Raw genomic sequence first — 23,323 nt, 5'->3', positions numbered from 1 at the left:
TAAGCTTTTACTTGCTGAACATCAGCGCCGTCATCATGAAGTCCAGCCACCAGATCATCAGCGATGAGATCACGACGGTGCGGGTGGTGGCGCGCGCCACGTCCTCCGGCGTCGGCTGCGCCTCGTACCCCTGGTACAGCGCGATGAAGGTGATCGCCACGCCAAACACCACGCTCTTGGCGAAGCCGTTGACGATGTCCTTCCAGAAATCGACGCCGCCCTGCATCTGCGACCAGAACGCGCCGTCGTCGACGCCGATCAGCTGCACGCCGACCAGCCAGCCGCCCAGCACGCCCACGGCACTGAACACCGAGGCCAGCAGCGGCACCGAGATGGCGCCGGCCCAGAAGCGCGGCGCCAGCACGCGCTGGATCGGGTTGACGGCCATCATTTCCATCGCCGACAGCTGCTCGCCAGCCTTCATCAGGCCGATTTCGGCGGTCAGCGAGGTGCCGGCGCGGCCGGCGAACAGCAGCGCGGTGATGACCGGGCCCAGCTCGCGGGTCAGGCCCAGCGCCACCAGCAGGCCCAGCGACTGCTCGGCGCCGTATTTATTCAGCGTGTAATAGCCCTGCAGGCCCAGCACCATGCCGACGAACAGGCCGGACAGGGTAATGATCAGCATCGAGTAATTGCCGATGAAATGCAGCTGCTCGATCACCAGGCGCGGGCGCTTCAGCAGGCCCGGCGACAGGCCCAGCATGGTGGCCAGCGTGCGCGCGCCATAGCCGATGCTTTCCACGTAGTCGCGCAGCGGCGCGCCCAGGCGGGACAACCAATTCTTGACACTCATACATGCACTCCCAGGCCCAGATCGTCGGCCAGGGACTTGCCTGGATAATGGAACGGCACCGGGCCGTCGGCTTCTGCGTTGACGAACTGCTTCACATACGGATCGGTGGACACGCTCATTTCAGCCGGCGTGCCATGCGCAACAATTTTGCCCTGCGACAGGAAATACACATAGTCGGCGATGGCAAAGCTTTCCTTGACGTCGTGCGACACCAGGATGGTAGTCGAGCCCAGCGCCGTGTTCAGGTTGCGGATCAGGTTGGCGGTGACGCCCATCGAGATCGGATCCAGGCCGGCGAACGGCTCGTCATACATCATCAGTTCCGGGTCCAGCGCGATCGAACGGGCCAGCGCCACGCGGCGCGCCATGCCGCCGGAGATTTCTCCGGGCTTCAGCTTGGCGGCGTTGCGCAGGCCCACCGCCTGCAGCTTCATCAGCACCAGGTTGCGGATCAGCTCCTCCGGCAGGTCGGTGTGCTCGCGCAGCGGGAAGGCGACGTTCTCGAACACCGACAGGTCGGTAAACAGCGCGCCGTGCTGGAACAGCATGCCCATCTTGCGGCGCAGCAGGTACAGGCCGGCGGTATTCAGCTTGTGGACCACCTGGCCCTGGACCTTGACCTGGCCGCGCTGCGGACGCAACTGGCCGCCGATCAGGCGCAACACCGTGGTTTTGCCGCTGCCCGAGCCGCCCATGACCGCAATCACCTTCCCGCGCGGGAAGTCCATGTTCAAGCCCGTCAGGATCGCGCGCTTGCCATAGGTGAAGTGTAAATCACGGATTTCGACTAGATTTGGCACGACTGAACTCATTTTTTGGAATGCCGTATTGTAGTGCAGAAAGGTCAATCTCTGCAGGACGCCGCCCCGGGCGGACCACGAATGGCAGATAATACAACACTAATGAACCCAAAGTCAGCAATTTACACCCGGCACTAAATGTTACACCCCCACCGGCAGGTGCAAGGGACGCGGCGCATAAAAAAACCGGACACAGCCGGGGATCGCCCGTCCGTGTCCGGCACAGAACCAGGCCGCGCCTGGTCGCCGCCTCAGGGAATCAACGCGGCAACTCGGAACTGCCCATCAGGAACTCGTCCACCGCGCGCGCGCACTGGCGGCCTTCGCGGATCGCCCACACCACCAGCGACTGGCCGCGGCGCATGTCGCCGGCGGCAAACACCTTCGGTGCGGATGTCTTGTAGCAACCTTCGCCATCGGTGCTGGCGCGGGCGTTGCCGCGCGCATCCTTGTCGACGCCGAACGCGTCCAGGATATTGGCCACCGGCGAGACGAAGCCCATGGCCAGGAACACCAGGTCGGCCTTCATCTCGAATTCCGAATTCGGCACCTCGGTCATCTTGCCGTCTTTCCACTCGACGCGGCAGGCGACCAGCTTCTCGACCTTGCCGCCCTTGCCCTCCAGGCGCTTGGTGGCCACCGCCCAGTCGCGCTCGCAGCCTTCCTCGTGCGACGACGAGGTGCGCAGCTTGGTCGGCCAGTACGGCCACACCAGCGGCTTGTTCTCCTGCTCCGGCGGCATCGGCATCAGCTCGAACTGGGTGACCGAGGCGGCGCCATGGCGGTTGGAAGTGCCAACGCAGTCGGAACCGGTGTCGCCGCCGCCGATCACCACCACGTGCTTGCCGGTGGCCTTGATCTGGTCTTTCAGCTTGTCGCCGGCGTTGACCTTGTTTTGCTGCGGCAGGAAGTCCATGGCGAAGTGCACGCCCTTCAGCTCGCGGCCGGGCACCGGCAGGTCACGCGGGCTTTCCGAACCGCCGGCCAGCACGATGGCGTCGAAGTCTTTTTCCAGGTCTTCCGGGAAGATGGTTTCCTTGGCCCAGTTATTGACGTTGGCCGGGAAGTCCTTGCCGATCAGCACGCTGGTGCGGAAGGTCACGCCTTCGGCTTCCATCTGCTTGACGCGGCGGTCGATGTGCGACTTTTCCATCTTGAAGTCGGGAATGCCGTAACGCAGCAGGCCGCCGACGCGGTCGGCCTTTTCAAACACCGTGACGGCGTGGCCGGCGCGCGCCAGCTGCTGGGCTGCGGCCAGGCCGGCCGGACCGGAGCCGACGACCGCCACTTTCTTGCCGGTCTGCTGGCTTGGCGGCTGGGGGACCACCCAGCCGTGTTCCCAGCCCTCGTCGATGATCTTGTGCTCGATCGACTTGATGCCGACCGGGTCCTCGTTGATGCCCAGCGTGCAGGCGGCCTCGCACGGCGCCGGGCAGATGCGGCCGGTGAATTCCGGGAAGTTGTTGGTCGAGTGCAGCGTGTCCAGCGCCTCGCGGTAGTTGCCGCGATACACCAGGTCGTTCCAGTCCGGGATGATGTTGTTGACCGGGCAGCCGTTGTTGCAGAACGGGATGCCGCAGTCCATGCAGCGCGCGCCCTGGATCTTGGCTTGCTCGTTGGTCAGCGGAATGACGAATTCCGCGTAGTTTTTCAGGCGCGTCGCTGGCGGCAGATAGCCTTCTTCCTGACGCTGGAATTCCATGAAGCCGGTGATTTTACCCACAATATTTTCCTTCGTAATCTTTGAACCCGTCGTTCCGGCGCAGGCCGGAACCCATGCTGACCCAGATCAGACGTTCCATGGGTCCCGGCCTGCGCCGGGACGACGTGCGGTTAATTAAGCGGCAACGGGTTGCACCACGGCGGCTTCGTTCGCCACGTCCTCGGCCATCTCGGCCAGCGCGCGCTTGTACTCGCTCGGGAAGACCTTGACGAACTTGGCGCGGCTGTCCGCCCAGTTATCCAGCAACAGGCGGGCGCGCGTGCTGCCGGTGTGCTTGAAGTGACGCTCGATCAGGCGCTTCAGGATCACCTCGTCCGCCTCGCGGCCATGCTCCTTGTGCTGCACGTGGAAACTAGCGCTGTCCACCGACTGCTCCTTGGCGCTCAGCACGCGCTCCAGCGACACCATGGCGGTGTTGCAGCGCGACGCGAAGTCGCCATCCGGATCGTAGACATAAGCAATACCGCCCGACATGCCGGCCGCGAAGTTGCGGCCGGTGTGGCCCAGCACCACCACCGTGCCGCCGGTCATGTACTCGCAACCGTGGTCGCCGGTGCCCTCGACGATGGCGGTGGCGCCCGAGTTGCGGACGGCGAAACGCTCGCCGGCCACGCCGTTGAAGAACGCCTCGCCGGCAATCGCGCCGTACAGCACGGTGTTGCCGATGATGATGTTGTTCACCGCCCAGCCGCGGAACTCGGTGTTCGGACGCACGATGATGCGGCCGCCCGACAGGCCCTTGCCCACATAGTCGTTGCCCTCACCGACCAGGTCGATGGTGATGCCGTGCGCCAGGAAGGCGCAGGCCGACTGCCCGGCCGTGCCCTGCAGCTGGATGTGGATGGTGTCGTCCGGCAGTCCGGCGTGGCCGTAACGCTTGGCCACCTCGCCCGACAGCATGGTGCCAACGGTGCGGTTGACGTTGCGCACCGGCGAGATGAACGACACGCGCTCGCCCTTCTCCAGCGCCGCCTTGGCCTGCGCGATCAGCTTGTGGTCGAGCGCCTTGTCCAGGCCATGATCCTGCTCCATGGTGTGGTAGATGGCGTCGCCGTTCGGCACTGCCGGCGCGTAGAAGATGTTGCTGAAGTCCAGGCCCTGCGCCTTCCAGTGCGAGATCGCCTTCGACTTGTCCAGCAGATCGACGCGGCCGATCAGCTCGTCATAAGTGCGGATGCCCAGCTGCGCCATGATCTGGCGCGCCTCTTCGGCCACGAAGAAGAAGTAGTTGACCACGTACTCCGGCTTGCCCGAGAACTTGGCGCGCAGCACCGGATCCTGGGTGGCCACGCCCACCGGGCAGGTGTTCAGGTGGCACTTGCGCATCATGATGCAGCCCTCCACCACCAGCGGCGCGGTGGCGAAGCCGATTTCGTCGGCGCCCAGCAGCGCGGCGATGACGACGTCGCGGCCGGTGCGCATCTGGCCGTCGGCCTGGACGCGGATACGGCTGCGCAGGCCGTTCAGCACCAGCGTCTGTTGCGTTTCCGCCAGGCCCAGCTCCCACGGCGTGCCGGCGTGCTTGACCGACGACAGCGGCGAGGCGCCGGTGCCGCCGTCATGGCCAGCCACCACCACGTGGTCGGCCTTGGCCTTGGTGACGCCGGCCGCCACGGTGCCGATGCCCACTTCCGACACCAGCTTGACCGAGATCGAGGCGCGCGGATTGGCGTTCTTCAGGTCGTGGATCAGCTGCGCCAGGTCTTCAATCGAGTAAATATCGTGGTGCGGCGGCGGCGAGATCAGGCCCACGCCCGGCACCGAGAAGCGCAGCGTGGCGATGTATTCCGACACCTTGTGGCCCGGCAGCTGGCCGCCTTCGCCCGGCTTGGCGCCCTGCGCCATCTTGATCTGGATCTGGTCGGCCGAGTTCAGGTAAGCAGCGGTCACGCCGAAACGGCCGGACGCCACCTGCTTGATGCGCGAGCGCAGCGAGTCGCCATCCTGCAACGGAATGTCGACCACCATCTGCTCCTTGCCCATGATCGAGCCCATGGTTTCGCCCTGCTTGATCTTGATGCCCTTCAGTTCCATGGTGTAGCGCGACGGGTCCTCGCCGCCCTCGCCGGTGTTGGACTTGCCACCGATGCGGTTCATGGCCACGGCCAGCGTGGCGTGGGCCTCGGTCGAAATCGAGCCCATCGACATGGCGCCGGTGGCGAAGCGCTTGACGATTTCCTTGGCCGGCTCGACCTCGTCCAGCGGAATCGCCTTGCTCGGATCGATCTTGAACTCGAACAGGCCGCGCAGCGTCAGGTGGCGCTTGCTCTGGTCGTTGATGATCTGGGCATACTCTTTATAGCTGCTGTAGTTGTTGGCGCGGGTCGAGTGCTGCAGCTTGGCGATCGCGTCCGGCGTCCACAAGTGATCCTCGCCGCGCACGCGGAAGGCGTATTCGCCGCCGGCGTCGAGGTGGTTGGCCAGCACCGGATCGTTGCCGAAGGCCAGGTTGTGCAGGCGCAGCGCCTCTTCCGCCACCTCGAACACGCCAATGCCCTCCACCTTGGACGAGGTGCCCTTGAAGTACTTGTCCACCAGCGACTTGTTCAGGCCCACCGCCTCAAAGATCTGCGCGCCGCAGTACGACATATAGGTCGAGATGCCCATCTTGGACATCACCTTCATCAGGCCCTTGCCGACCGCCTTGGTGAAGTTGTAGATGGCCTTGTCGGCCGACATGTCGCCCGGCATGCCTTGTGCCATTTCGGCCAGGGTTTCCATCGCCAGGTAAGGGTGGATGGCTTCCGCGCCGTAGCCGGCCAGCAGCGCGAAGTGGTGGGTTTCGCGGGCCGAGCCGGTTTCCACCACCAGGCCGGTCGAGGCGCGCAGGCCCTTGCTGACCAGGTGCTGGTGGATGGTCGAGGTGGCCAGCAGCGCGGGAATCGCCACGCGCTCCGGGCCGATCGAACGGTCGGACACGATCAGAATGTTGTGGCCGGACTTGACCGCGTCCACCGCTTCCGCGCACAGCGAGGCCAGGCAGGCTTCCACGCCTTCCTTGCCCCAGGCCAGCGGGTAGCAGATGCCCAGCTCGTACGACTTGAACTTGCCGCCGGTATGCAGGCTGATGTTGCGCAGGCGCTCCATGTCGTCGAAGCCCAGCACTGGCTGCGACACCTCCAGGCGCATCGGCGGGTTGACGTTGTTGGTGTCCAGCAGGTTCGGTTTCGGGCCGATGAACGACACCAGCGACATCACCATCGCCTCGCGGATCGGGTCGATCGGCGGGTTGGTCACCTGGGCGAACAGCTGCTTGAAGTAGGAATACAGCGGCTTCAGCTTGTTGGACATCACCGCCAGCGGCGAATCGTTGCCCATCGAGCCGACCGCTTCCTCGCCGGCGGCCGCCATCGGCGCCATCAGGAATTTCAGGTCTTCCTGGGTGTAGCCGAAGGCTTGCTGGCGGTCCAGCAGCGACGGCACGGCTTTCTCGCCCGGCGCCTGCTTGTCCTTGGCGCGGTTGTGCGCCAGCTGGCTTTCGCTCAGCTTGATCTCGTTGAGCTTGATGCGCACGGCGTTGATCCACGCCTTGTACGGCTTGGCGTTGGCGTAGGTGTCCTTCAGCTCCTTGTCGTCGACGATGCGGCCGGCTTCGAGGTCGATCAGGAACATCTTGCCTGGCTGCAGGCGCCATTTCTGGATGATTTTCGACTCGGGAATCGGCAGCACGCCGGATTCCGAGGCCATCACCACCAGGTCGTCGTCGGTGACGATGTAGCGGGCCGGACGCAGGCCATTACGGTCCAGCGTGCCGCCGATGTAGCGGCCGTCGGTGAAGGCCATGGCCGCCGGGCCGTCCCATGGTTCCATCATGGCGGCGTGATATTCGTAGAACGCGCGGCGATTGTCGTCCATCGTGCCGTGATTTTCCCAGGCTTCCGGAATCATCATCATCATCGCCTGGGCCAGCGGGTAGCCCGCCATCAGCAGCAGTTCCAGCGCGTTGTCGAAGCAGGCGGTATCCGACTGGCCCTCGTAGATCAGGGGGAACAGCTTGTGCAGGTCGTCGCCCAGCACGGCCGACTTCATCACGCCTTCGCGGGCGCGCATCCAGTTGAAGTTGCCCTTGACGGTGTTGATCTCGCCGTTGTGGGCGATCAGGCGGTACGGGTGGGCCAGCGGCCATTCCGGGAAGGTGTTGGTCGAGAAACGCTGGTGCACCAGCGCCAGCGCCGAGATGCAGCGCGCGTCCTGCAGGTCTTTATAGTAGACGCCCACCTGGTCGGCCAGCAGCAGGCCCTTGTAGACGATGGTGCGGGCCGACATCGAGGCCACGAAGAATTCTTTGCCGTGGATCAGTTTCAACGCCTGGATGGCGTGGCCGGACGATTTGCGGATCACGTATAGCTTGCGCTCCAGCGCGTCGGTGACCATGATGTCGGCGCCGCGGCCGATGAAGATCTGGCGGATCACCGGCTCCTTGGCGCGCACGGTCGGCGACATTGGCATGTCGGTATCGACCGGCACATTGCGCCAGCCCAGCACCACCTGGCCCTCGGCGCGGACGGCGCGCTCGATTTCCTGTTCGCAGGCGATGCGCGAGGCGTTTTCCTTCGGCAGGAAGACCATGCCGACGCCGTATTCGCCGGGCGGTGGCAGTTCCACGCCCTGTTTGGCCATTTCGTCGCGGTAGTACTGGTCCGGGATCTGGATCAGGATACCGGCGCCGTCGCCCATCAGCGGATCCGCGCCCACCGCACCGCGGTGGTCCAGATTCTTCAAGATCAGCAGACCCTGTTCCACAATCGAATGACTTTTATTGCCCTTGATGTGGGCGACGAAACCAACGCCGCAGGCGTCGTGTTCGTTGGACGGATCGTACAGACCTTGTGCTTCCATGGCTAAACTCCAAAACTGATTGGCTTGAAAAACAAGGTTAGTGCAACGCAGCGTAAACCTCAAGCATAACAATTAGGGTCGGAGTCGAATTAAAATTCCGCGAGAAGCTGATTTTTTTAATTGGGGACAGAGCCACGTCATTCCGGCGAACGCCGGAATCCATGCTGACTATGTGGTCCGGGGCTCCACGGATTACGGCCTGCGCCGGAATGACGGTCAGGGGGTATCAACAGGCTTTATTTTGAAAGGCCGGCCGCGTTTTGCCGGCAATACCTGGCGTTTCATCTTGTGCTGCAGGGTAGTCTGGAACTGCTGCGAGCCCAGTGGCCAGCCCTTCAGCAAGGATTTGTTGATTAAAGTGATTTCGTCCGCCGTCAAAGGCGGCTCGGACATTGCGCTATAGGCCGCTTCGCGCTGGAATGGGGTGTTGCCCAATTCCCAAACCTTGGCGTGGTCGGTAATCAATCCGTCCGGGCGGATGCCGGCGTGGTGGCAGTAACTGGACCACGGATAATCCTCGGCGCGGGCCACCATGCCGTTGCGAACCGGGTTGAATTCGATGTAACGGCTGCACAACATGAAGTAAACATCCGCGTCGATCAGCGAGGTTTTGTAGCGTCCGTTCCACAAAGTTCCACTACGGGAATACTTTTGATTGAAATAGGGGACGTAATAGCGGCCGACCCACTGCATCATCTGGCCTAGGCCGGTTTCATCGGCTGGCGTGACCAGCAGATGCAGGTGGTTGGGCATCAGGCAGTAGGCGTGGATGGCGACTTTGTAGGTTTTGGCGGCGGAGCGCAGCCAGCCGAGGAAGGCCTGGTAGTCGGCGGTGTCGAGGAACACGTCCTGGTTGTTGGCGCCGGTCTGAATGACGTGGTGGGGCTGGTTGGGGACGATTAAACGGGGCAGGCGGGCCATACGAGGAACAAAAAGGGGTGAACGGAAACCCGATTCTACCCCTTTGATACGACTCTGTCCCCATTAGCACCCCGCAAGGCGGCCGGCCGCGGGGTCTGACCCCGTACGGGGTCAGACCCCTCTCACGTAGTGCGGGTTGGCGTTTTTCAGGACAGGTTGAAACTGGCGGACAGGCTATACCCCTCGCCATACGCGCTGCGCAGCGGCAGATCCTGGCCCAACCCCGTGCGCGCCTTCTTGCGCAAGCGGTACACCAGCATATCCACCCGCCGCCCCGCATCCGGATCATCGCCGCCGATCCCGGCCACGATCACCTGGCGCGGCACCGGCCGCGTATTAATCGTCAGCAAATGCAGGAAATTGCACTCCTTCTCCGTCAGCGTAATCGCCATCCCCTGCAACTCCAGTTGGCGAGCGCTCACCTTCAGCGTCCACTTGCTTGGCAGCGGAAGGGTCTCCTGCGGACCGACCCGCCGGTCCAGCGCCTCAATGTGCGCCGCCAATTCCGGGAATTTGATAGGCTTGGTGAGATAGTGGTCCGCGCCCAGGCGCAAGCCAAGAATACGATTATCGAACGCCACGCGGCCGGTCAGCACCAGCAGCCCGATCTGCGGATACAGCTGCCGCATGCGCGGAATGACGTTGAAGCCATCCTCGTCCGGCAGGCCCAGATCCAGCACGACCACGCCGACATTGCCTTGGCTCAAGGCCGACCACATGTCGCTGGCGTTGTTGGTGATGTGCACTTCGTGTTCAAGCTCAGTCAGGAACTCCGCCATTTCCTCGGCATAGTCCAGATTGTCTTCCACGATCAGTATTTGCGTCATTGATGCGCCACTTCGTTCAATTGTTGAGCAAATTGTGCCCACAACTTGGGACAATCAGCTTGCGTCTAGGGAATTATCACTGCTGGCACCAGCCCGCGCAAGGTTTTTCCCGGCATTGGCCGCCACCGGCAACCAAATCCGAAATTCCGTGCCGCTTTCAGAAACATTTCTCGCAGTAACAGTACCGCCGTGCACATCAACAATGGAACGCGCCATATACAGGCCCAGGCCCGATCCCGCCACACTGGCGGCATTGCTACCCCGGAAAGCCTTGTCGAATACCTTGGGCAATTCCGCCTCCGGTATCCCGGCGCCGTGATCGCGCACCAGGAACTCGACGCCACCTTCCGCTGCAATTCTTCCCGTTAATTCTATCGGAATATTATCTTCTGTGTACTTAATTGCATTATCCAGCAGCATTTCGAGGCATAAACGCATGCCGGCAGGGTCGCAACGCATCCATTGCGGCAAACTATCGGTCTGGACTGTGACATTGGCGCGACGCTTGCGCGCCTGCTCGGCCGCCGCTTGCAGCAAGTTGGCCGGATTGACCTCGTTCGGCTGACGCTCACGGCCGATGCTGGCCATGCGTTCCGGCGACAAATATTCGTCCAGCATCGCCAGCATGCGGTCGACCGCGGTCTGGATCTTGCGGTAGCGCTTGCGGGTGCCCTCGTCGTGGTGGGCGCCGGTCATTTCCAGCCGCTGCACGGCGCCATCGATGGTCGACAACGGCGTGCGGAATTCGTGCGACAGCATGGAGGCAAACTTTTTCTGCTGCGCGGCCAGCTCGCGCCGGGCGCTGAGGTCGCGCACCACGCCGACCACCGTGGCCGGCACGCCGTTGGCATCCAGCATCAGCGTGGATTCGATTTCGACCGGCACCGCGCGACCAGCCGCGTCAGACAGCTCAGTTTCGCGCAGCAGGCGACGGCGGCTCAGGTCGCCATTGGCGTAGCGCGCCAGCCGCGCCGGCAAGTCTTGCAGCAGGCCATGGGCCAGCGTTTGCGCGGTGTCCAGCGTGTAGCCGAACTGGCGTTCGGCGGCCGGGCTCAGCCAGGTCAGCCGCAGGGTGGCGCAGTCGGCCATCCAGCTGATCTCGCTGCTGTGGTCCAGCAGCAGCCGGTAGCGGGCCTCGTTGGCTTGCGATTGTTGGAGGGCAGCCTGGAGTTCCGCTATCGTCTGCGTCATGGTGTTACTCCACTAAGGGTGCGAAGATTTGTTGCAGGTCTTCCTGGGTCAGGGCCATCTTCTGCGATTCGCCCTCGGCCAGGATGGATTGCGCCAGATCCGACTTCTTCTGCTGCAGGATCTGGATTTTCTCTTCCAGCGTGCCCTTGGCGATCAGCTTGTAGACAAACACCGGCTTGTCCTGACCGATACGCCAGGCGCGGTCGGTGGCCTGGTTTTCCGCCGCCGGGTTCCACCACGGATCATAATGGATCACCGTGTCGGCCGCCGTCAGGTTGAGGCCGACACCGCCGGCCTTCAGCGAAATCAGGAAGATCGGCACCGCGCCCTGCTGGAAGGCCGCCACTTGCGCGCTGCGGTCCTTGGTGTCGCCGGTCAGCAGCGCGTACGGGATGTCGCGCGCCTCCAGTTCTTCCTCGATCAGCTCCAGCATGCTGGTGAATTGCGAGAACACCAGGATCTTGCGCTTCTCTTCCAGCAAGTCCTCGATCATCTGCATCAGGTCGGCCAGCTTGGCCGAGCCGGCGGCCTGCTGCTTCTTGGTGGTCGACTTGACCAGGCGCGGGTCGCAGCACACCTGGCGCAGCTTGAGCAGCGCTTCCAGGATCACGATCTGGCTGCGCGCCACGCCCTTGCGGTCGATTTCCTCGCGCACTTTCTGGTCCATGGCCAGGCGCACGGTTTCGTACAGGTCGCGCTGGGCGCCGGTCAGTTCCACCTTGCGCACCATTTCGGTCTTCGGCGGCAGTTCCTTGGCCACGCTGTCCTTGGTCCGGCGCAGCAGGAAAGGCTTGATGCGGCGGTTCAGCAGCGCGCGGCGCAGCGGGTCGTCCTGGCGCTCGATCGGGTGGCGGAACACGGTGTTGAAACCCTTCTCGTCGCCCAGCAGGCCGGGCAGCAGGAAGTGGAATTGCGACCACAGCTCGCCCAGGTGGTTTTCCAGCGGCGTGCCGGACAGGCACAGGCGGTGACGCGCGCGCAGCAGCCCGGCGCTCTGGGCCGCCTTGGAGCGGGTGTTCTTGATGTAGTGCGATTCGTCCAGGATGACCAGGTGGAAATCGTGCTCGCGCAGTTTTTCCTCGTCGCGCGGCAGCAGCGCGTAGGTGGTCAGCACCAGGTCGGCCTCGTCGATCTGGTCAAACTGGCCCATGCGGTCTTTGCCTTGCAGCAGCAGCACCTTCAGGCCGGGCGCGAAGCGCGCCGCCTCTTCCTGCCAGTTGCCCATCAGGCTGGTGGGGGCGATGACCAGCGCTGGCGCGGTCAGGCGGCCGGCTTCCTTCTCCACCAGGATGTGGGCCAGGGTCTGCACGGTTTTGCCCAGGCCCATGTCGTCGGCCAGGATGCCGGCGAAGCCGTATTCACGCAGGAACTGCATCCACGACAGGCCGTCGGTCTGGTAGTCGCGCAGCGTGGCCTGCAGGCCGGCCGGCGTGGCGACGCGCTTGACCGAACCGAACTGGTTCAGGCGGGCGCCCATTTCGCGCAGCTCCTCGCCGCCGGTCCATTCCATGTCGACGTTGCGGGCCAGCTCGTCGAGGCGGGCGGCGTCCAGCGTGGCCATGTGGACCGAGGTCTTGATCTTGTCGCTGAAATACAGCTCGCCCAGCGTGTTCAGGATCGGGCGCACGCGGCCCCATGGCAGGGCCACGCGGGTGCCGTCGGCCAGCGTGGCCAGCATCTGGTCTTCCTCGCTGTGCTGGGCGATGACTTTCGGATTGAAATCGTTGGGTGCGTTGCGGATCAGCTGGACCAGCACCGGCAGCAGCGGCACGCGCTCCTGGTTGACCATGATGCCCAGTTCCAGGTCGAACCAGGCGCGGCCGCCGTCGGCCTCGTCCTCCACCACGTCGGCGTACCAGTCGCCGACTTCCACCGTGTCGTAGCGGTATTTGACGGTTTTCTCGATCTTCCAGCCGGCTTCCTTCAGCGCGGCAATGCCATCGCGGGCGAAGCGTATCCACTCGGCTTGCGACGGCAGCAACAGGCCGCCCTTGACGCTGCTCAGCGGCAGCGTGGTCGGCGCAACGAAGTGGCGTTCGCTCAGCAGCGCCAGCGCCTCGGCCTCGGCGGCCTCGTCGCGCTGGATGATTTCGGTGACCTCGCCCTTTTGGCGGACCACGCGCTGCGACGGGTCGAACGACACGCGCTCGCCGTCGTAATCGTAGGACAGCACGGCGAAATCGTGCCAGCGCTGCAGCGAGCCGTCGGCCAGCATGGCGGCGTCCAGCGTCAGCACCGGGCGCGGCTTGACGTCGTCGCGCATGCGCTGCGGCAGCGGCTGCGGCAGCGGCATCAGGCCTTGCAGGCCGTGCGCCAGCAGCAGTTGCGACACGCGCATCTTGTCGTTATTGGTCAGCAGCGGCGCCTGCGCCACCAGCGCCTGCAGGTCGGCCAGCGGAATCTGCGCGCCGCCCTGGTTCAGTTGCAGCACGCCGCACGACAGGTTGTCGATGTACCACGGCGGATCGGTCGGCAGCATGTAGTCGACCTGGTCGGCGCCGACGTGCTTGGCGCCCGGCGGCGGCGCCACCTGCCAGCCAAGGCGCAAACCCTTGCCTTCCTCGCGCCAGGCCAGGTTGGCCTCGCGCAGCACGCCGCCCTTCAATGGATAGACCAGGCCGTTGCCGACGTCCGACCACGAATTTGCCCACAGTAATTTATCTTGCTCGGCCAGCATCTGCAGCAGCGCTGCGCCGATCTTGCCGCGCGGCTCGGTGGCCGAGCCGGTCTGGGAATTCTGGCCGCTGCGCATGGCCACGAAGAAGCGGATCAGGTCTTCGTCGGCCGGCGTCAGGAAGGTCGGCGGCGTCGACAGCAGCGAGAACACCTCGCTGACCGGGCTGGCGGCGGCCACGTCGCCGTTCGGCCGCAGGCGCGCCTTGTACAGGCACAGCGCCACGTGGCGGCCGCCGCTGGTCGGCGCCAGCACGTAAATCAGTTTGTATTGCGTTTGCTTGGGGTCGTTATCGACCGGCGGCGGCGTCAGCTTGGCCTTGGGGTGGGCTGCCGCATCCACACGCTGCAGCCAGGTGGCCACGGCGTACGACAATTGATTCGCGGGCGGCGCAGGGCGCGTGGGGGCCGGTGCTGGAGCAGCAGGGGCGGCAGGGGCGTCGTCGCGGGTAAAATCCATAGGTCGCATTGTTGTTCAAAGATGGTTCAAAAACGGCAACAGGCAATATTATCCGCCATTGAAGCGTTCGTGTTTACGTAAATCTTATAAAACCTGTGGGCTTGCCCACGTTCACTGTATTATTCCGGGCTTGTTAGTCTAGGAATCATCACCATGTTGCCTTCCATCGAACAACGTCTCGCCCTGGAACTGTCGGCCAAGCCGGTCCAGGTTGCCGCCGCCATCGCCCTGCTGGACGAAGGCGCCACCGTGCCCTTCATCGCGCGTTACCGCAAGGAAGTGACCGGCGGCCTCGACGACACCCAGCTGCGCCTGCTCGAAGAGCGCCTGCGCTACCTGCGCGAGCTGGAAGAGCGCCGCGCCAGCATCGTCGCCTCGATCACCGAGCAAAACAAGATGACACCAGAGCTGTTAGATGCTGTCATGCATGCAGAAGACAAGACCCGCCTGGAAGACTTATATCTTCCGTACAAGCAAAAACGCCGCACTAAGGCCCAGATCGCCATCGAAGCCGGCCTGGCGCCGCTGGCCGACGGCCTGCTGGCCAACCCGGACCTGACCCCGGAGGCGGAAGCCGCCAACTACCTGCGCGAAGCCTTCACCACCGCCGACGGCAACAATCCGGGCGTGGCCGACACCAAGGCCGCGCTGGACGGCGCCCGCCAGATCCTGATGGAACGTTTTGCCGAAGATGCTACCCTGCTTCAGTCGCTGCGTGAATATGTCCAAGAGCATGGCATCGTCGAATCCAAGGTTATTGAAGGTAAGCAAGAAGAAGGTGAAAAGTTCGCCGACTACTTCGATTACGCGGAAACCCTGTCCAGCGTGCCGTCGCACCGCGCGCTGGCCCTGATGCGCGGCCGCCGCGAGGGCGTGCTGGACGTCACGCTGCGCCTCGACTCCGAGCCGGAAAAACCCAAGTGGGACGCGCCGCACAACCCGTGCGAAAGCCGCATCGCCGCCCGTTTCGGCATCAAGCACGGCGGCCGCCCGGCCGACAAATGGCTGGCCGACACGGTCCGCTGGACCTGGCGCGTGAAAAGCTTCATGCACCTGGAAACCGAACTGATGGGCGCACTGCGCGAAAAATCCGAGCTGGACGCCATCACCGTCTTCGCTACCAACCTGAAAGCCCTGCTGCTGGCGGCGCCGGCCGGCCAACGCGCCACCATGGGCCTGGACCCGGGCCTGCGCACCGGCGTCAAGGTGGCGGTGGTGGACGCCACCGGCAAGGTGGTCGACACCGCCGTGATTTATCCGCACCAGCCGAAAAACGACTGGGAAGGGTCGCTGCACACGCTGGGCAAGCTGGCCATGAAGCACAATGTGTCGCTGATTTCGATCGGCAACGGCACCGCCTCGCGCGAAACCGACAAGCTGGCGCAGGACCTGCTCAAACGCTTCCCTGAGCAAAAAATGAACAAGATTGTTGTGTCGGAAGCAGGGGCATCGGTGTATTCGGCGTCCGAATACGCGTCCAAGGAGCTGCCGGACATGGATGTGTCGCTGCGCGGCGCGGTGTCGATCGCCCGCCGCCTGCAGGACCCGCTGGCCGAACTGGTCAAGATCGATCCGAAATCGATCGGCGTCGGCCAGTACCAGCACGACGTGTCGCAGACCCAGCTGGCCCGCACGCTGGACGCGGTGGTCGAGGATTGCGTGAACGCGGTGGGCGTCGACGTCAACACCGCCTCGGCGCCGCTGCTGGCGCGCGTGTCGGGCCTGTCGGCCTCGGTGGCGCAGGCGATCGTGTCCTACCGCGACGCCAAGGGCGCGTTCACCTCGCGCGCCGGGCTGAAATCGGTGCCGCGCCTGGGCGACAAGACCTTTGAACAGGCGGCCGGCTTCCTGCGCGTGATCGGCGGCGAGAATCCGCTGGACGCCTCGGCGGTGCACCCGGAATCGTACCCGGTGGTGGAAAAAATCCTGGCCGACATCCAGAAAGACATCAAGGGCGTGATCGGCGACAGCGCGCTGATCAAGCGCCTGCAGCCGGCCAAGTACGCCGACGACAAATTCGGCGTGCCGACCGTGACCGACATTTTGAAGGAACTGGAAAAGCCGGGCCGCGACCCGCGGCCGGAATTCACCACCGCCACCTTCAAGGAAGGCGTGGAGGACATCAAGGACCTGCGTCCGGACATGATCCTGGAAGGCGTGGTGACCAACGTGGCCGCGTTCGGCGCCTTCGTCGACATCGGCGTGCACCAGGATGGCCTGGTGCACATCTCGGCGCTGTCCAACACCTTCGTCAAGGATCCGCACACGGTGGTGAAGGCCGGCCAGGTGGTCAAGGTCAAGGTGCTGGAGGTGGACGAGAAGCGCAAGCGCATCGCCCTGACCATGCGCCTGTCCGACAGCGCGCCGCAGGCCGGTTCGCAGCCGCAACAGCGCGGCGACCGCAACGACCGCCGCGCCATGGGCCAGCAGCAGAAACAGACCGCGCGCGAGCCGGCGCTGGGCGGCAGCATGGCCGCCGCCTTCGCCAAGCTGCGCGGCTAAGACGGCGCGCCGGGGCGCCGCCTCAGGCGCCCTGGACGTCCTTTATGCGGCGCGACAGCCTGGCCAGCGCATACAGTCCCACCACGGCGGTGCCGGTGAACGCGCCCCAGGTCATGCCTTCGGCAAATGCGTGCTCGCCCGGGGCCAGCCAGCGGATCAGCCAATACGCCAGCGCCTCGGCCGAGACCACCAGCGCCAGCAGGCGGATCACGCGCAGGTACTTGGCGGCGTTGTCGGCGCGCTGGGTGAAAATCTCGGTGTTGGCGCCGGCCGCGCGCGGCTTGCGCCAGCAATGCCAGCCCACGGTGGAAGTCACCAGCTCCCAGCCGGCGTCGCGGAACAGTTGCTTGTATTCCTGGCTGGGGCCAAGGTAGCGCACGTCCCAGCGATAGACCATGTCGGCCGGTTCGCCGCGCTCGAAGGTGTGGATGCAACAGGTGTTGGTGCCGCGCAGGTGCAGTCCCTGCGCCGCCATCTGCTGCAACCACTGCTGATGTTCCTCGTCCTGCCACACGAACCACAGCTTGAATTTCCGTACCAGCTTGCTCATCACCGCTCCTCTTTAAGATGCGTGCTTCAGCGCGCGCGCATTGCCCAACATGATTTCCAGCCGGCGCACCTGCTCCGCCAGCACCGCCTTGCCCAGCTCTGTCAGCGCGTAGACCTTGCGCCGTTCCTCTTCCGCCACCTTGACGATCAGCGCCTGTTTTTCCAGCGTGCCGAACACCCCGTACAAGGTGCCCGGCCCCAGCGTGACCTGGCCCTCGCTCATGGTTTCCACGGTCTGCATGATGGCGTAGCCGTGCATGGGCCGGGTCAGCGCCAGCATCACGTAAAAGGTCGCCTCCGACAGCGGCAGGTATTTGCCGTAATGGATTTCGGTCACTGTATCGCCTTTCGCTATATCGAGTCTCGATATAGGCATACTACACGGATTTTTTCGGCGGTCAATACGCCGGCGGCACATTTCTTATAAAATGTCGCATCTGATATTTCACTTCACCGAGGCAGCTATGAGCGACGTACAAACCTGGATCAAAGAAACCGTGACCAACACCCCGGTGGTGCTGTTCATGAAGGGCACCGCCCAGTTCCCGCAATGCGGCTTCTCCGGCCGCGCCATCCAGATCCTGAAAGCCTGCGGCGTCGAGAACATTGCCACCGTCAACGTGCTGGAAGATCCGGAAGTGCGCCAGGGCATCAAGGACTATTCGAACTGGCCGACCATTCCGCAGCTGTACATCAAGGGCGAATTCATCGGCGGTTCGGACATCATGAACGAGATGTTTGAGTCGGGCGAACTGAAAGCCCTGCTGAATGGCTGATCGCCCGCGGCGGATTGTCATCGCCATCACCGGCGCCACCGGCGCCGTGTATGGCGTGCGTCTGCTGCAGCATTTGCAACCTATCGCCGGCATCGAGACCCATGTCGTGGTCTCGGAATCTGCCGTCCTCACGCTGCACCAGGAAACCGGGCTGCAGCGGCGCGAGGTCGAATCCCTGGCCCACGTGGTGCACAAGGTGCGCGACGTCGGCGCCGCCATCGCCAGCGGCTCGTTCCAGACCGACGGCATGGTCATCGCTCCCTGCTCGATGAAAACTTTGGCGTCGGTCGCCCATGGCCTGTCCGACAACCTGATCGCGCGCGCGGCCGACGTGGTGCTGAAGGAGCGCCGCCGGCTGGTGCTGATGGTGCGGGAAACGCCGTTCAACCTGGCGCACCTGCGCAATATGACGGCGGTCACGGAAATGGGCGGCATCATCTTCCCGCCACTGCCGAGCTTTTATCACAACCCGCAAAGCATTGCGGACATGGTCGACCACACGGTGGCCCGCGTCATCGATCTGCTCGGCATTGAGAACGCGCTGGCGCCCCGCTGGGCCGGCCTCAAAGGCCAGGCCGCTGGCGACGCCCCGGAAATTTAGCGCTTGTCGTAGTAGGAACTGCTGGCGCGCTTGAGTTCGCGCGCCTCTTCCACCATGCGGCGGTGCGCGATGCGCTTGCGCATCACTTCAGCATGCTGTTCGGCTGTCATCGGCGGGGCGGTCATCAGATCTTTCAACTGGGCCACATTGCTGTAGTTGCTTTTCATAAGACGGCTCAAAGCATGACTCCCCAAAATAAAGGTACTGGCCTATTGTGCCCTAAATCCGTGTCGGATCCATGACAATTCGCAAACGTGGCGAAAATAAAAACAATGCCGCCCTGACCCGAACAAAAACCGGTCAATCATGAAACTGGTTTCATCTTATCAGGCAGGCGGCACCGGCACCCGCTTGGGCCTCCCTGCGTAGTACTACGTAATCTTTATTACTTTTGGTAGTTGACACGCACCAGCATACGGATAAATTCTCGCGCAATCTGGCGATGATGCTCGTCCAGACGCTGCAAATCGGCGATCAGCTTGACGTCGGCCGACTCGAAACGCGTCAGGCTGCCATTGTTGTCGCCGTTCGGCGCGCCTTCTTCCGGGCCGCCAAAGCGCAGCCACTCGGCCGGCACGCCCAGCCACTGGGCGATCATGCGCAGCTTCTCCTGCGTCGGAATCGCCTCGCCAACCAGCCATTTACGGGCAGCATGGACCGTTATCGGCCGGCCGTCGAACCGAATATTGAACTCGCGCGCCAGCCGGGTTGGGCTGTCGGGCGAATAATGGGCGTTCTTGAGAGCCTGTTGGAGTCGCTGGCTAAAGCTTTCGCGTTCATTAGAGGAATTCATAATGGCACTATTTCATGTTGCGTCATGAAAGTCAGTCTCTACGGCGCTTGCCGCAAGTGTGACTTTTCCGGATTTTATAATTAACATTCCATCCTCTGCCGGGACCAACGCCAGGGGAATTGCGGAGCAAATATTATTCGGCCAGGAAGTGCGGGATGGGTATCATGCCTGCCGCGCCGCCTTTCACGTCGCACGATACCATTCCGCATCTCCGGGGTCACGTTGTCGCATGGAGTCTGGGTTCTAACGGTGTTTTCGCGCTACAATGGCTTGACGTTGACGTAAACGGCAATCACCTCACATCCCTATGTCCACCTACACCATCACCGAACTGGCGCGCGAGTTCGACATCACCGCCCGCGCCATCCGCTTTTACGAAGACCAGGGCCTGCTGAGCCCGTCGCGCGAGGGCGCCGGCGGCCGCAACCGCGTCTACACGCCGCGCGACCGCACCCGCCTCAAGCTGACTTTGCGCGGCAAGCGCCTCGGCCTGTCGCTGGCCGAAATCAAGAGCCTGGTCGACATGTACGAAACGCCCAAGGATTCGGTGGCGCAGATGCACCGCTTCCTGGCCGTGCTGGCGCAACACCGCGAAACGCTGGAACAGCAGCGCGAGGACATCGAAATGTCGCTGGCCGAGATCCAGGCCCACGAGGACGAATGCAAACGCTTGCTGGAAACGCACACCGTCGCTTGACGTTTACGTTAACGTCACATCGGCGTATCATGGCCGCTCCAGTCCCAAAACAGAATAGAGGAAGACATGCTCCATCTCCCAGGCCTGACCTTTGACCATGGCGAGGATATCGCCGCGCTGCGCGAGGCCGTGCAGCAATTCGCCGCCGCCGAGATCGCCCCGCGCGCGGCCGAGATCGATCGCAGCGACCAGTTCCCGATGGACCTGTGGCGCAAGCTGGGCGAACTGGGCGTGCTGGGCATCACCGTGCCGGAAGAGTACGGCGGCGCCAACATGGGCTACCTGGCCCACATCGTGGCGATGGAGGAAATCTCGCGCGCCTCGGCCTCGGTCGGCCTGTCGTATGGCGCTCACTCCAACCTGTGCGTCAACCAGATCAAGCGCAACGGCACCGAGGAGCAAAAACGCAAATACCTGCCCAAGCTGATTTCCGGCGAATACATTGGCGCGCTGGCGATGTCCGAGCCGAACGCCGGCTCCGACGTGGTCAGCATGAAGCTGCGCGCCGACTTCAAGGGCGACCGCTGGGTACTGAACGGCACCAAGATGTGGATCACCAACGGCCCCGACGCCGACGTGCTGGTGGTGTACGCCAAGAACGACCTGGAGGCCGGGCCGAAGGGCATGACCGCCTTCCTGATCGAAAAAGGTTTCAAGGGCTTCTCGATCGCGCAGAAGCTGGACAAGCTGGGCATGCGCGGCTCGCATACCGGCGAGCTGGTGTTCGAGGACTGCGAGGTGCCGGCCGAGAACGTGCTGGGCGGCCTGGGCAAGGGCGTCAACGTGCTGATGTCCGGCCTCGACTTCGAGCGCACCGTGCTGTCCGGCGGTCCGCTGGGCATCATGCAAGCCTGCATGGACGTGGTGGTGCCCTACATCCACGACCGCAAGCAGTTCGGCCAGGCCATCGGCGAGTTCCAGCTAATGCAGGGCAAAATCGCCGACATGTACTCGACCATGATGGCCTCCAAGGCCTATGTGTACGCGGTGGGCCAGGCCTGCGACCGCGCGGTGACGCCGGAACAGGTGCGCAACCTGCGCAAGGACGCCGCCGGCGCCATCCTGTACAGCGCCGAGAAGGCGACCTGGATGGCCGGCGAGGCGATCCAGACGCTGGGCGGCAACGGCTACATCAACGAATACCCGGTGGGACGCCTGTGGCGCGACGCCAAACTGTACGAAATCGGCGCCGGCACCAGCGAAATCCGCCGCATGCTGATCGGCCGCGAGCTGTTCGCGGAAACCCGTTAATGGAGAGTGAACATGAATGATCCTATCGTCATCGTTGGCGCGGCGCGCACCCCCATGGGCGCATTCCAGGGCGATTTCTCCGGCAAGGCCGCGCACGACCTGGGCGCCGTCGCCATCCAGGCCGCCGTGGAGCGCGCCGGCATCGACGCCAAGCTGGTGGAACACGTCTACTTCGGCAACTGCCTGATGGCCGGCCAGGGTCAGGCGCCGGCGCGCCAGGCCCTGCTCAAGGCCGGGCTGCCGACGTCCACCGGCGCCGTCACGCTGTCCAAGATGTGCGGCTCGGCCATGCAGGCCGCGATCTTCGCCCACGACCAGCTGGTGGCCGGCAGCGCCGACATCGTCATCGCCGGCGGCATGGAGTCGATGACCAACGCCCCCTACCTGGTGCCGAAGGCGCGCGGCGGCTACCGCATCGGCCACGGCATGCTGTTCGACCACATGATGTACGACGGCCTGGAAGACGCCTACTCGCGCAACGAGAAAACCGGCGAGGGCCGCTCGATGGGCACCTTCGCCGAAGAGTGCTCGGCCAAGTACCAATTCACCCGCGAGGCGCAGGACAACTTCGCCATCGCCTCGGTCAAGCGCGCGCAGACCGCCACCAGCGAAGGCTGGTTCAAGTGGGAGATCGCGCCGGTCACCGTCAGCTCGCGCGCCGGCGACACCGTCATCGACCAAGACGAGGGCCCGCTGAAAGCCAAGGTTGAAAAAATCCCGACGCTGCGCGCCGCCTTCAAAAAAGACGGCACCATCACCGCCGCCTCGTCGTCGTCGATCAACGACGGCGCCGCCGCGCTGGTGATGATGCGCGAATCGAAGGCCAGGGAACTGGGCCTGGCGCCCATCGCCCGCGTCCACGGCCACGCCACCTTTGCGCAGGAACCGGACTGGTTCACCACCGCGCCGATCGGCGCCATCGAAAAGCTGTACAAGAAAACCGGCTGGAGCACCAGGGACGTCGACCTGTTCGAGATCAACGAAGCCTTCGCCGCCGTGCCGATGGCCGCCATGCGCGACCTCGACATCCCGCACGACAAGGTCAACATCCACGGCGGCGCCTGCGCGCTGGGCCACCCGATCGGCGCCTCGGGCGCGCGCATCATCGTCACGCTGCTGGGCGCCTTGAAACGCACCGGCGGCAAGAAGGGCGTGGCGGCGCTGTGCATCGGCGGCGGCGAAGCGACCGCGATGGCCGTGGAGCTGCTGTAAATGGCGACCGCGTTGATCATCGGCGCCTCGCGCGGCATCGGCCTGGAACTGGTGAAGCAATACCGGCGCGACGGCTGGCGCGTGATCGCCACCGCGCGCAAGCAGGAAGACTGCGACGCGCTGGCGGCGCTGGGCGCCGAGCCGCACAAGCTGGATGTGACCAGCGTCGAAGCGGTGGCCGGCATCGGCTGGAAGCTGGATGGCGAGGAACTGGACGTCGCCATCCTCAACGCGGGCGTGTACGGCCCGCATCACGACGGCTTCCCTTCGCAGGCCGACTTTGACGCGGTCATGCACACCAACGTGCTGGCGGCGATGCGACTGCTGCCGATTGTGGCGCCGCTGGTGTGCGCATCGCGCGGCAATGGCAAGCTGGCGGTGCTGTCCTCGCGCATGGGCTCCCTGAGCGAGCGCAATTCGCCGCAGGGATCGCTGTACCGCGCCAGCAAGGCCGCCTTGAACTCGGTGCTGATCGACACCGCGCTGGTGTACGGCAAACAAGGCGCCACCTGTGTCGCCCTGCATCCGGGCTGGGTGCAGACCGACATGGGCGGTGCCGGCGCCGACATCACGGTGGAACAAAGCGCGGCCGGCATCCGCGCCACGCTCAGCGGGTTGGCGGCCTCCGAAGTCGCCGTCTACCGCGACTACAACGGCGCGGAAATCGGCTGGTAAACCCGCACGGCCAGGCGGGGTCTGACCCCGTACGGGGTCA

At 64.0% G+C, this 23,323-nt stretch carries 19 protein-coding genes; 7 read left to right on the top strand and 12 right to left on the bottom strand.

The genetic code is table 11. The annotated features are described in order from the left end of the window. Positions 1-7: 7 nt before the first annotated feature. The 8 genes from mlaE to FHW58_RS19310 all read right to left on the bottom strand — a co-directional run bounded on the left by mlaE (position 8) and on the right by FHW58_RS19310 (position 14,227). A complete protein-coding gene (gene mlaE / locus FHW58_RS19345) occupies positions 8-793 on the bottom strand; it encodes a lipid asymmetry maintenance ABC transporter permease subunit MlaE (protein WP_179674809.1) in 786 nt (261 codons plus the stop codon). Continuing rightward, positions 790-1,605 (bottom strand): ABC transporter ATP-binding protein, encoded by an 816-nt coding sequence (locus tag FHW58_RS19340; RefSeq protein WP_179674808.1) that lies wholly within the window; start codon positions 1,603-1,605, stop codon positions 790-792. Before FHW58_RS19340 ends, mlaE begins: the two co-directional genes overlap by 4 nt. A gap of 247 nt (positions 1,606-1,852) precedes the next feature. Further along, entirely contained in the window at positions 1,853-3,316 is a 1,464-nt protein-coding gene (locus FHW58_RS19335; protein WP_179674807.1) for a glutamate synthase subunit beta, read from the bottom strand. Positions 3,317-3,430: 114 nt separating this feature from the next. After that, positions 3,431-8,155, bottom strand: a complete 4,725-nt coding sequence (locus FHW58_RS19330; protein WP_179674806.1) for a glutamate synthase-related protein — start codon at positions 8,153-8,155, stop codon at positions 3,431-3,433. Positions 8,156-8,371: 216 nt separating this feature from the next. Continuing rightward, positions 8,372-9,076, bottom strand: coding sequence for a transposase (locus FHW58_RS19325; protein ID WP_179674805.1), 705 nt, complete (start codon positions 9,074-9,076; stop codon positions 8,372-8,374). A 146-nt stretch (positions 9,077-9,222) separates the two neighbouring features. Next, a complete protein-coding gene (locus tag FHW58_RS19320; RefSeq protein ID WP_179674804.1) occupies positions 9,223-9,903 on the bottom strand; it encodes a response regulator transcription factor in 681 nt (226 codons plus the stop codon). 54 nt (positions 9,904-9,957) lie between these two features. Beyond that, the gene (locus tag FHW58_RS19315) at positions 9,958-11,094 is read right to left on the bottom strand and encodes a PAS domain-containing sensor histidine kinase (protein ID WP_179674803.1); all 1,137 of its coding nucleotides are present in this window, start codon (positions 11,092-11,094) and stop codon (positions 9,958-9,960) included. A 4-nt stretch (positions 11,095-11,098) separates the two neighbouring features. After that, complete coding sequence (locus FHW58_RS19310; protein WP_179674802.1) at positions 11,099-14,227, bottom strand: DEAD/DEAH box helicase; 3,129 nt, start codon at positions 14,225-14,227, stop codon at positions 11,099-11,101. Positions 14,228-14,380: 153 nt separating this feature from the next. On the opposite strand from FHW58_RS19310, the gene FHW58_RS19305 reads away from it, so the two are divergent. After that, the gene (locus FHW58_RS19305; RefSeq protein ID WP_179674801.1) at positions 14,381-16,729 is read left to right on the top strand and encodes a Tex family protein; all 2,349 of its coding nucleotides are present in this window, start codon (positions 14,381-14,383) and stop codon (positions 16,727-16,729) included. Between the two features lie 22 nt (positions 16,730-16,751). On the opposite strand, the gene FHW58_RS19300 is transcribed toward FHW58_RS19305, so the two are convergent. Beyond that, positions 16,752-17,279, bottom strand: coding sequence for a DUF2812 domain-containing protein (locus tag FHW58_RS19300; RefSeq protein WP_179674800.1), 528 nt, complete (start codon positions 17,277-17,279; stop codon positions 16,752-16,754). 12 nt (positions 17,280-17,291) lie between these two features. Next, positions 17,292-17,615 (bottom strand): PadR family transcriptional regulator, encoded by a 324-nt coding sequence (locus FHW58_RS19295; RefSeq protein WP_373996706.1) that lies wholly within the window; start codon positions 17,613-17,615, stop codon positions 17,292-17,294. Positions 17,616-17,742: 127 nt separating this feature from the next. On the opposite strand from FHW58_RS19295, the gene grxD reads away from it, so the two are divergent. Both grxD and FHW58_RS19285 read left to right on the top strand, forming a co-directional pair. Beyond that, a complete protein-coding gene (gene grxD, locus FHW58_RS19290) occupies positions 17,743-18,054 on the top strand; it encodes a Grx4 family monothiol glutaredoxin (protein WP_179674798.1) in 312 nt (103 codons plus the stop codon). Continuing rightward, complete coding sequence (locus FHW58_RS19285; protein WP_179674797.1) at positions 18,047-18,655, top strand: UbiX family flavin prenyltransferase; 609 nt, start codon at positions 18,047-18,049, stop codon at positions 18,653-18,655. Before grxD ends, FHW58_RS19285 begins: the two co-directional genes overlap by 8 nt. Here FHW58_RS19285 and FHW58_RS19280 read toward each other — a convergent pair. After that, complete coding sequence (locus FHW58_RS19280; protein ID WP_179674796.1) at positions 18,652-18,822, bottom strand: hypothetical protein; 171 nt, start codon at positions 18,820-18,822, stop codon at positions 18,652-18,654. The genes FHW58_RS19285 and FHW58_RS19280 overlap by 4 nt on opposite strands. A 218-nt stretch (positions 18,823-19,040) precedes the next feature. Further along, positions 19,041-19,448, bottom strand: a complete 408-nt coding sequence (locus tag FHW58_RS19275; RefSeq protein ID WP_179674795.1) for a hypothetical protein — start codon at positions 19,446-19,448, stop codon at positions 19,041-19,043. 307 nt (positions 19,449-19,755) lie between these two features. On the opposite strand from FHW58_RS19275, the gene FHW58_RS19270 reads away from it, so the two are divergent. The 4 genes from FHW58_RS19270 (at position 19,756) to FHW58_RS19255 (ending at position 23,283) form a co-directional block, all read left to right on the top strand. Continuing rightward, positions 19,756-20,145, top strand: coding sequence for a MerR family DNA-binding transcriptional regulator (locus FHW58_RS19270; protein ID WP_179674794.1), 390 nt, complete (start codon positions 19,756-19,758; stop codon positions 20,143-20,145). 66 nt (positions 20,146-20,211) lie between these two features. Next, the gene (locus FHW58_RS19265; protein ID WP_179674793.1) at positions 20,212-21,396 is read left to right on the top strand and encodes an isovaleryl-CoA dehydrogenase; all 1,185 of its coding nucleotides are present in this window, start codon (positions 20,212-20,214) and stop codon (positions 21,394-21,396) included. Between the two features lie 12 nt (positions 21,397-21,408). Then, entirely contained in the window at positions 21,409-22,608 is a 1,200-nt protein-coding gene (locus tag FHW58_RS19260) for an acetyl-CoA C-acyltransferase (RefSeq protein WP_179674792.1), read from the top strand. Next, positions 22,609-23,283 (top strand): SDR family oxidoreductase, encoded by a 675-nt coding sequence (locus tag FHW58_RS19255; RefSeq protein ID WP_179674791.1) that lies wholly within the window; start codon positions 22,609-22,611, stop codon positions 23,281-23,283. Positions 23,284-23,323: the final 40 nt, after the last annotated feature.

The organism is Duganella sp. 1224 (genome assembly GCF_013408245.1).
Classification (GTDB): Bacteria; Pseudomonadota; Gammaproteobacteria; order Burkholderiales; family Burkholderiaceae_D; genus Rugamonas.
Note: the sequence above shows the minus strand (reverse complement) of the source record. Positions and strands in the feature narration are given on the sequence as shown.

Coding starts and splice junctions, on each gene's coding strand:
- FHW58_RS19265 (WP_179674793.1), top strand. CDS start 20,212: ATGCTCCATCTCCCAGGCCTGACCTTTGACCATGGCGAGGATATCGCC.
- FHW58_RS19325 (WP_179674805.1), bottom strand. CDS start 9,076: ATGGCCCGCCTGCCCCGTTTAATCGTCCCCAACCAGCCCCACCACGTC.
- FHW58_RS19310 (WP_179674802.1), bottom strand. CDS start 14,227: ATGGATTTTACCCGCGACGACGCCCCTGCCGCCCCTGCTGCTCCAGCA.
- FHW58_RS19275 (WP_179674795.1), bottom strand. CDS start 19,448: ATGAATTCCTCTAATGAACGCGAAAGCTTTAGCCAGCGACTCCAACAG.
- mlaE (WP_179674809.1), bottom strand. CDS start 793: ATGAGTGTCAAGAATTGGTTGTCCCGCCTGGGCGCGCCGCTGCGCGAC.
- FHW58_RS19270 (WP_179674794.1), top strand. CDS start 19,756: ATGTCCACCTACACCATCACCGAACTGGCGCGCGAGTTCGACATCACC.
- FHW58_RS19300 (WP_179674800.1), bottom strand. CDS start 17,279: ATGAGCAAGCTGGTACGGAAATTCAAGCTGTGGTTCGTGTGGCAGGAC.
- FHW58_RS19255 (WP_179674791.1), top strand. CDS start 22,609: ATGGCGACCGCGTTGATCATCGGCGCCTCGCGCGGCATCGGCCTGGAA.
- FHW58_RS19320 (WP_179674804.1), bottom strand. CDS start 9,903: ATGACGCAAATACTGATCGTGGAAGACAATCTGGACTATGCCGAGGAA.
- grxD (WP_179674798.1), top strand. CDS start 17,743: ATGAGCGACGTACAAACCTGGATCAAAGAAACCGTGACCAACACCCCG.
- FHW58_RS19315 (WP_179674803.1), bottom strand. CDS start 11,094: ATGACGCAGACGATAGCGGAACTCCAGGCTGCCCTCCAACAATCGCAA.
- FHW58_RS19280 (WP_179674796.1), bottom strand. CDS start 18,822: ATGAAAAGCAACTACAGCAATGTGGCCCAGTTGAAAGATCTGATGACC.
- FHW58_RS19305 (WP_179674801.1), top strand. CDS start 14,381: ATGTTGCCTTCCATCGAACAACGTCTCGCCCTGGAACTGTCGGCCAAG.
- FHW58_RS19260 (WP_179674792.1), top strand. CDS start 21,409: ATGAATGATCCTATCGTCATCGTTGGCGCGGCGCGCACCCCCATGGGC.
- FHW58_RS19285 (WP_179674797.1), top strand. CDS start 18,047: ATGGCTGATCGCCCGCGGCGGATTGTCATCGCCATCACCGGCGCCACC.
- FHW58_RS19330 (WP_179674806.1), bottom strand. CDS start 8,155: ATGGAAGCACAAGGTCTGTACGATCCGTCCAACGAACACGACGCCTGC.
- FHW58_RS19340 (WP_179674808.1), bottom strand. CDS start 1,605: ATGAGTTCAGTCGTGCCAAATCTAGTCGAAATCCGTGATTTACACTTC.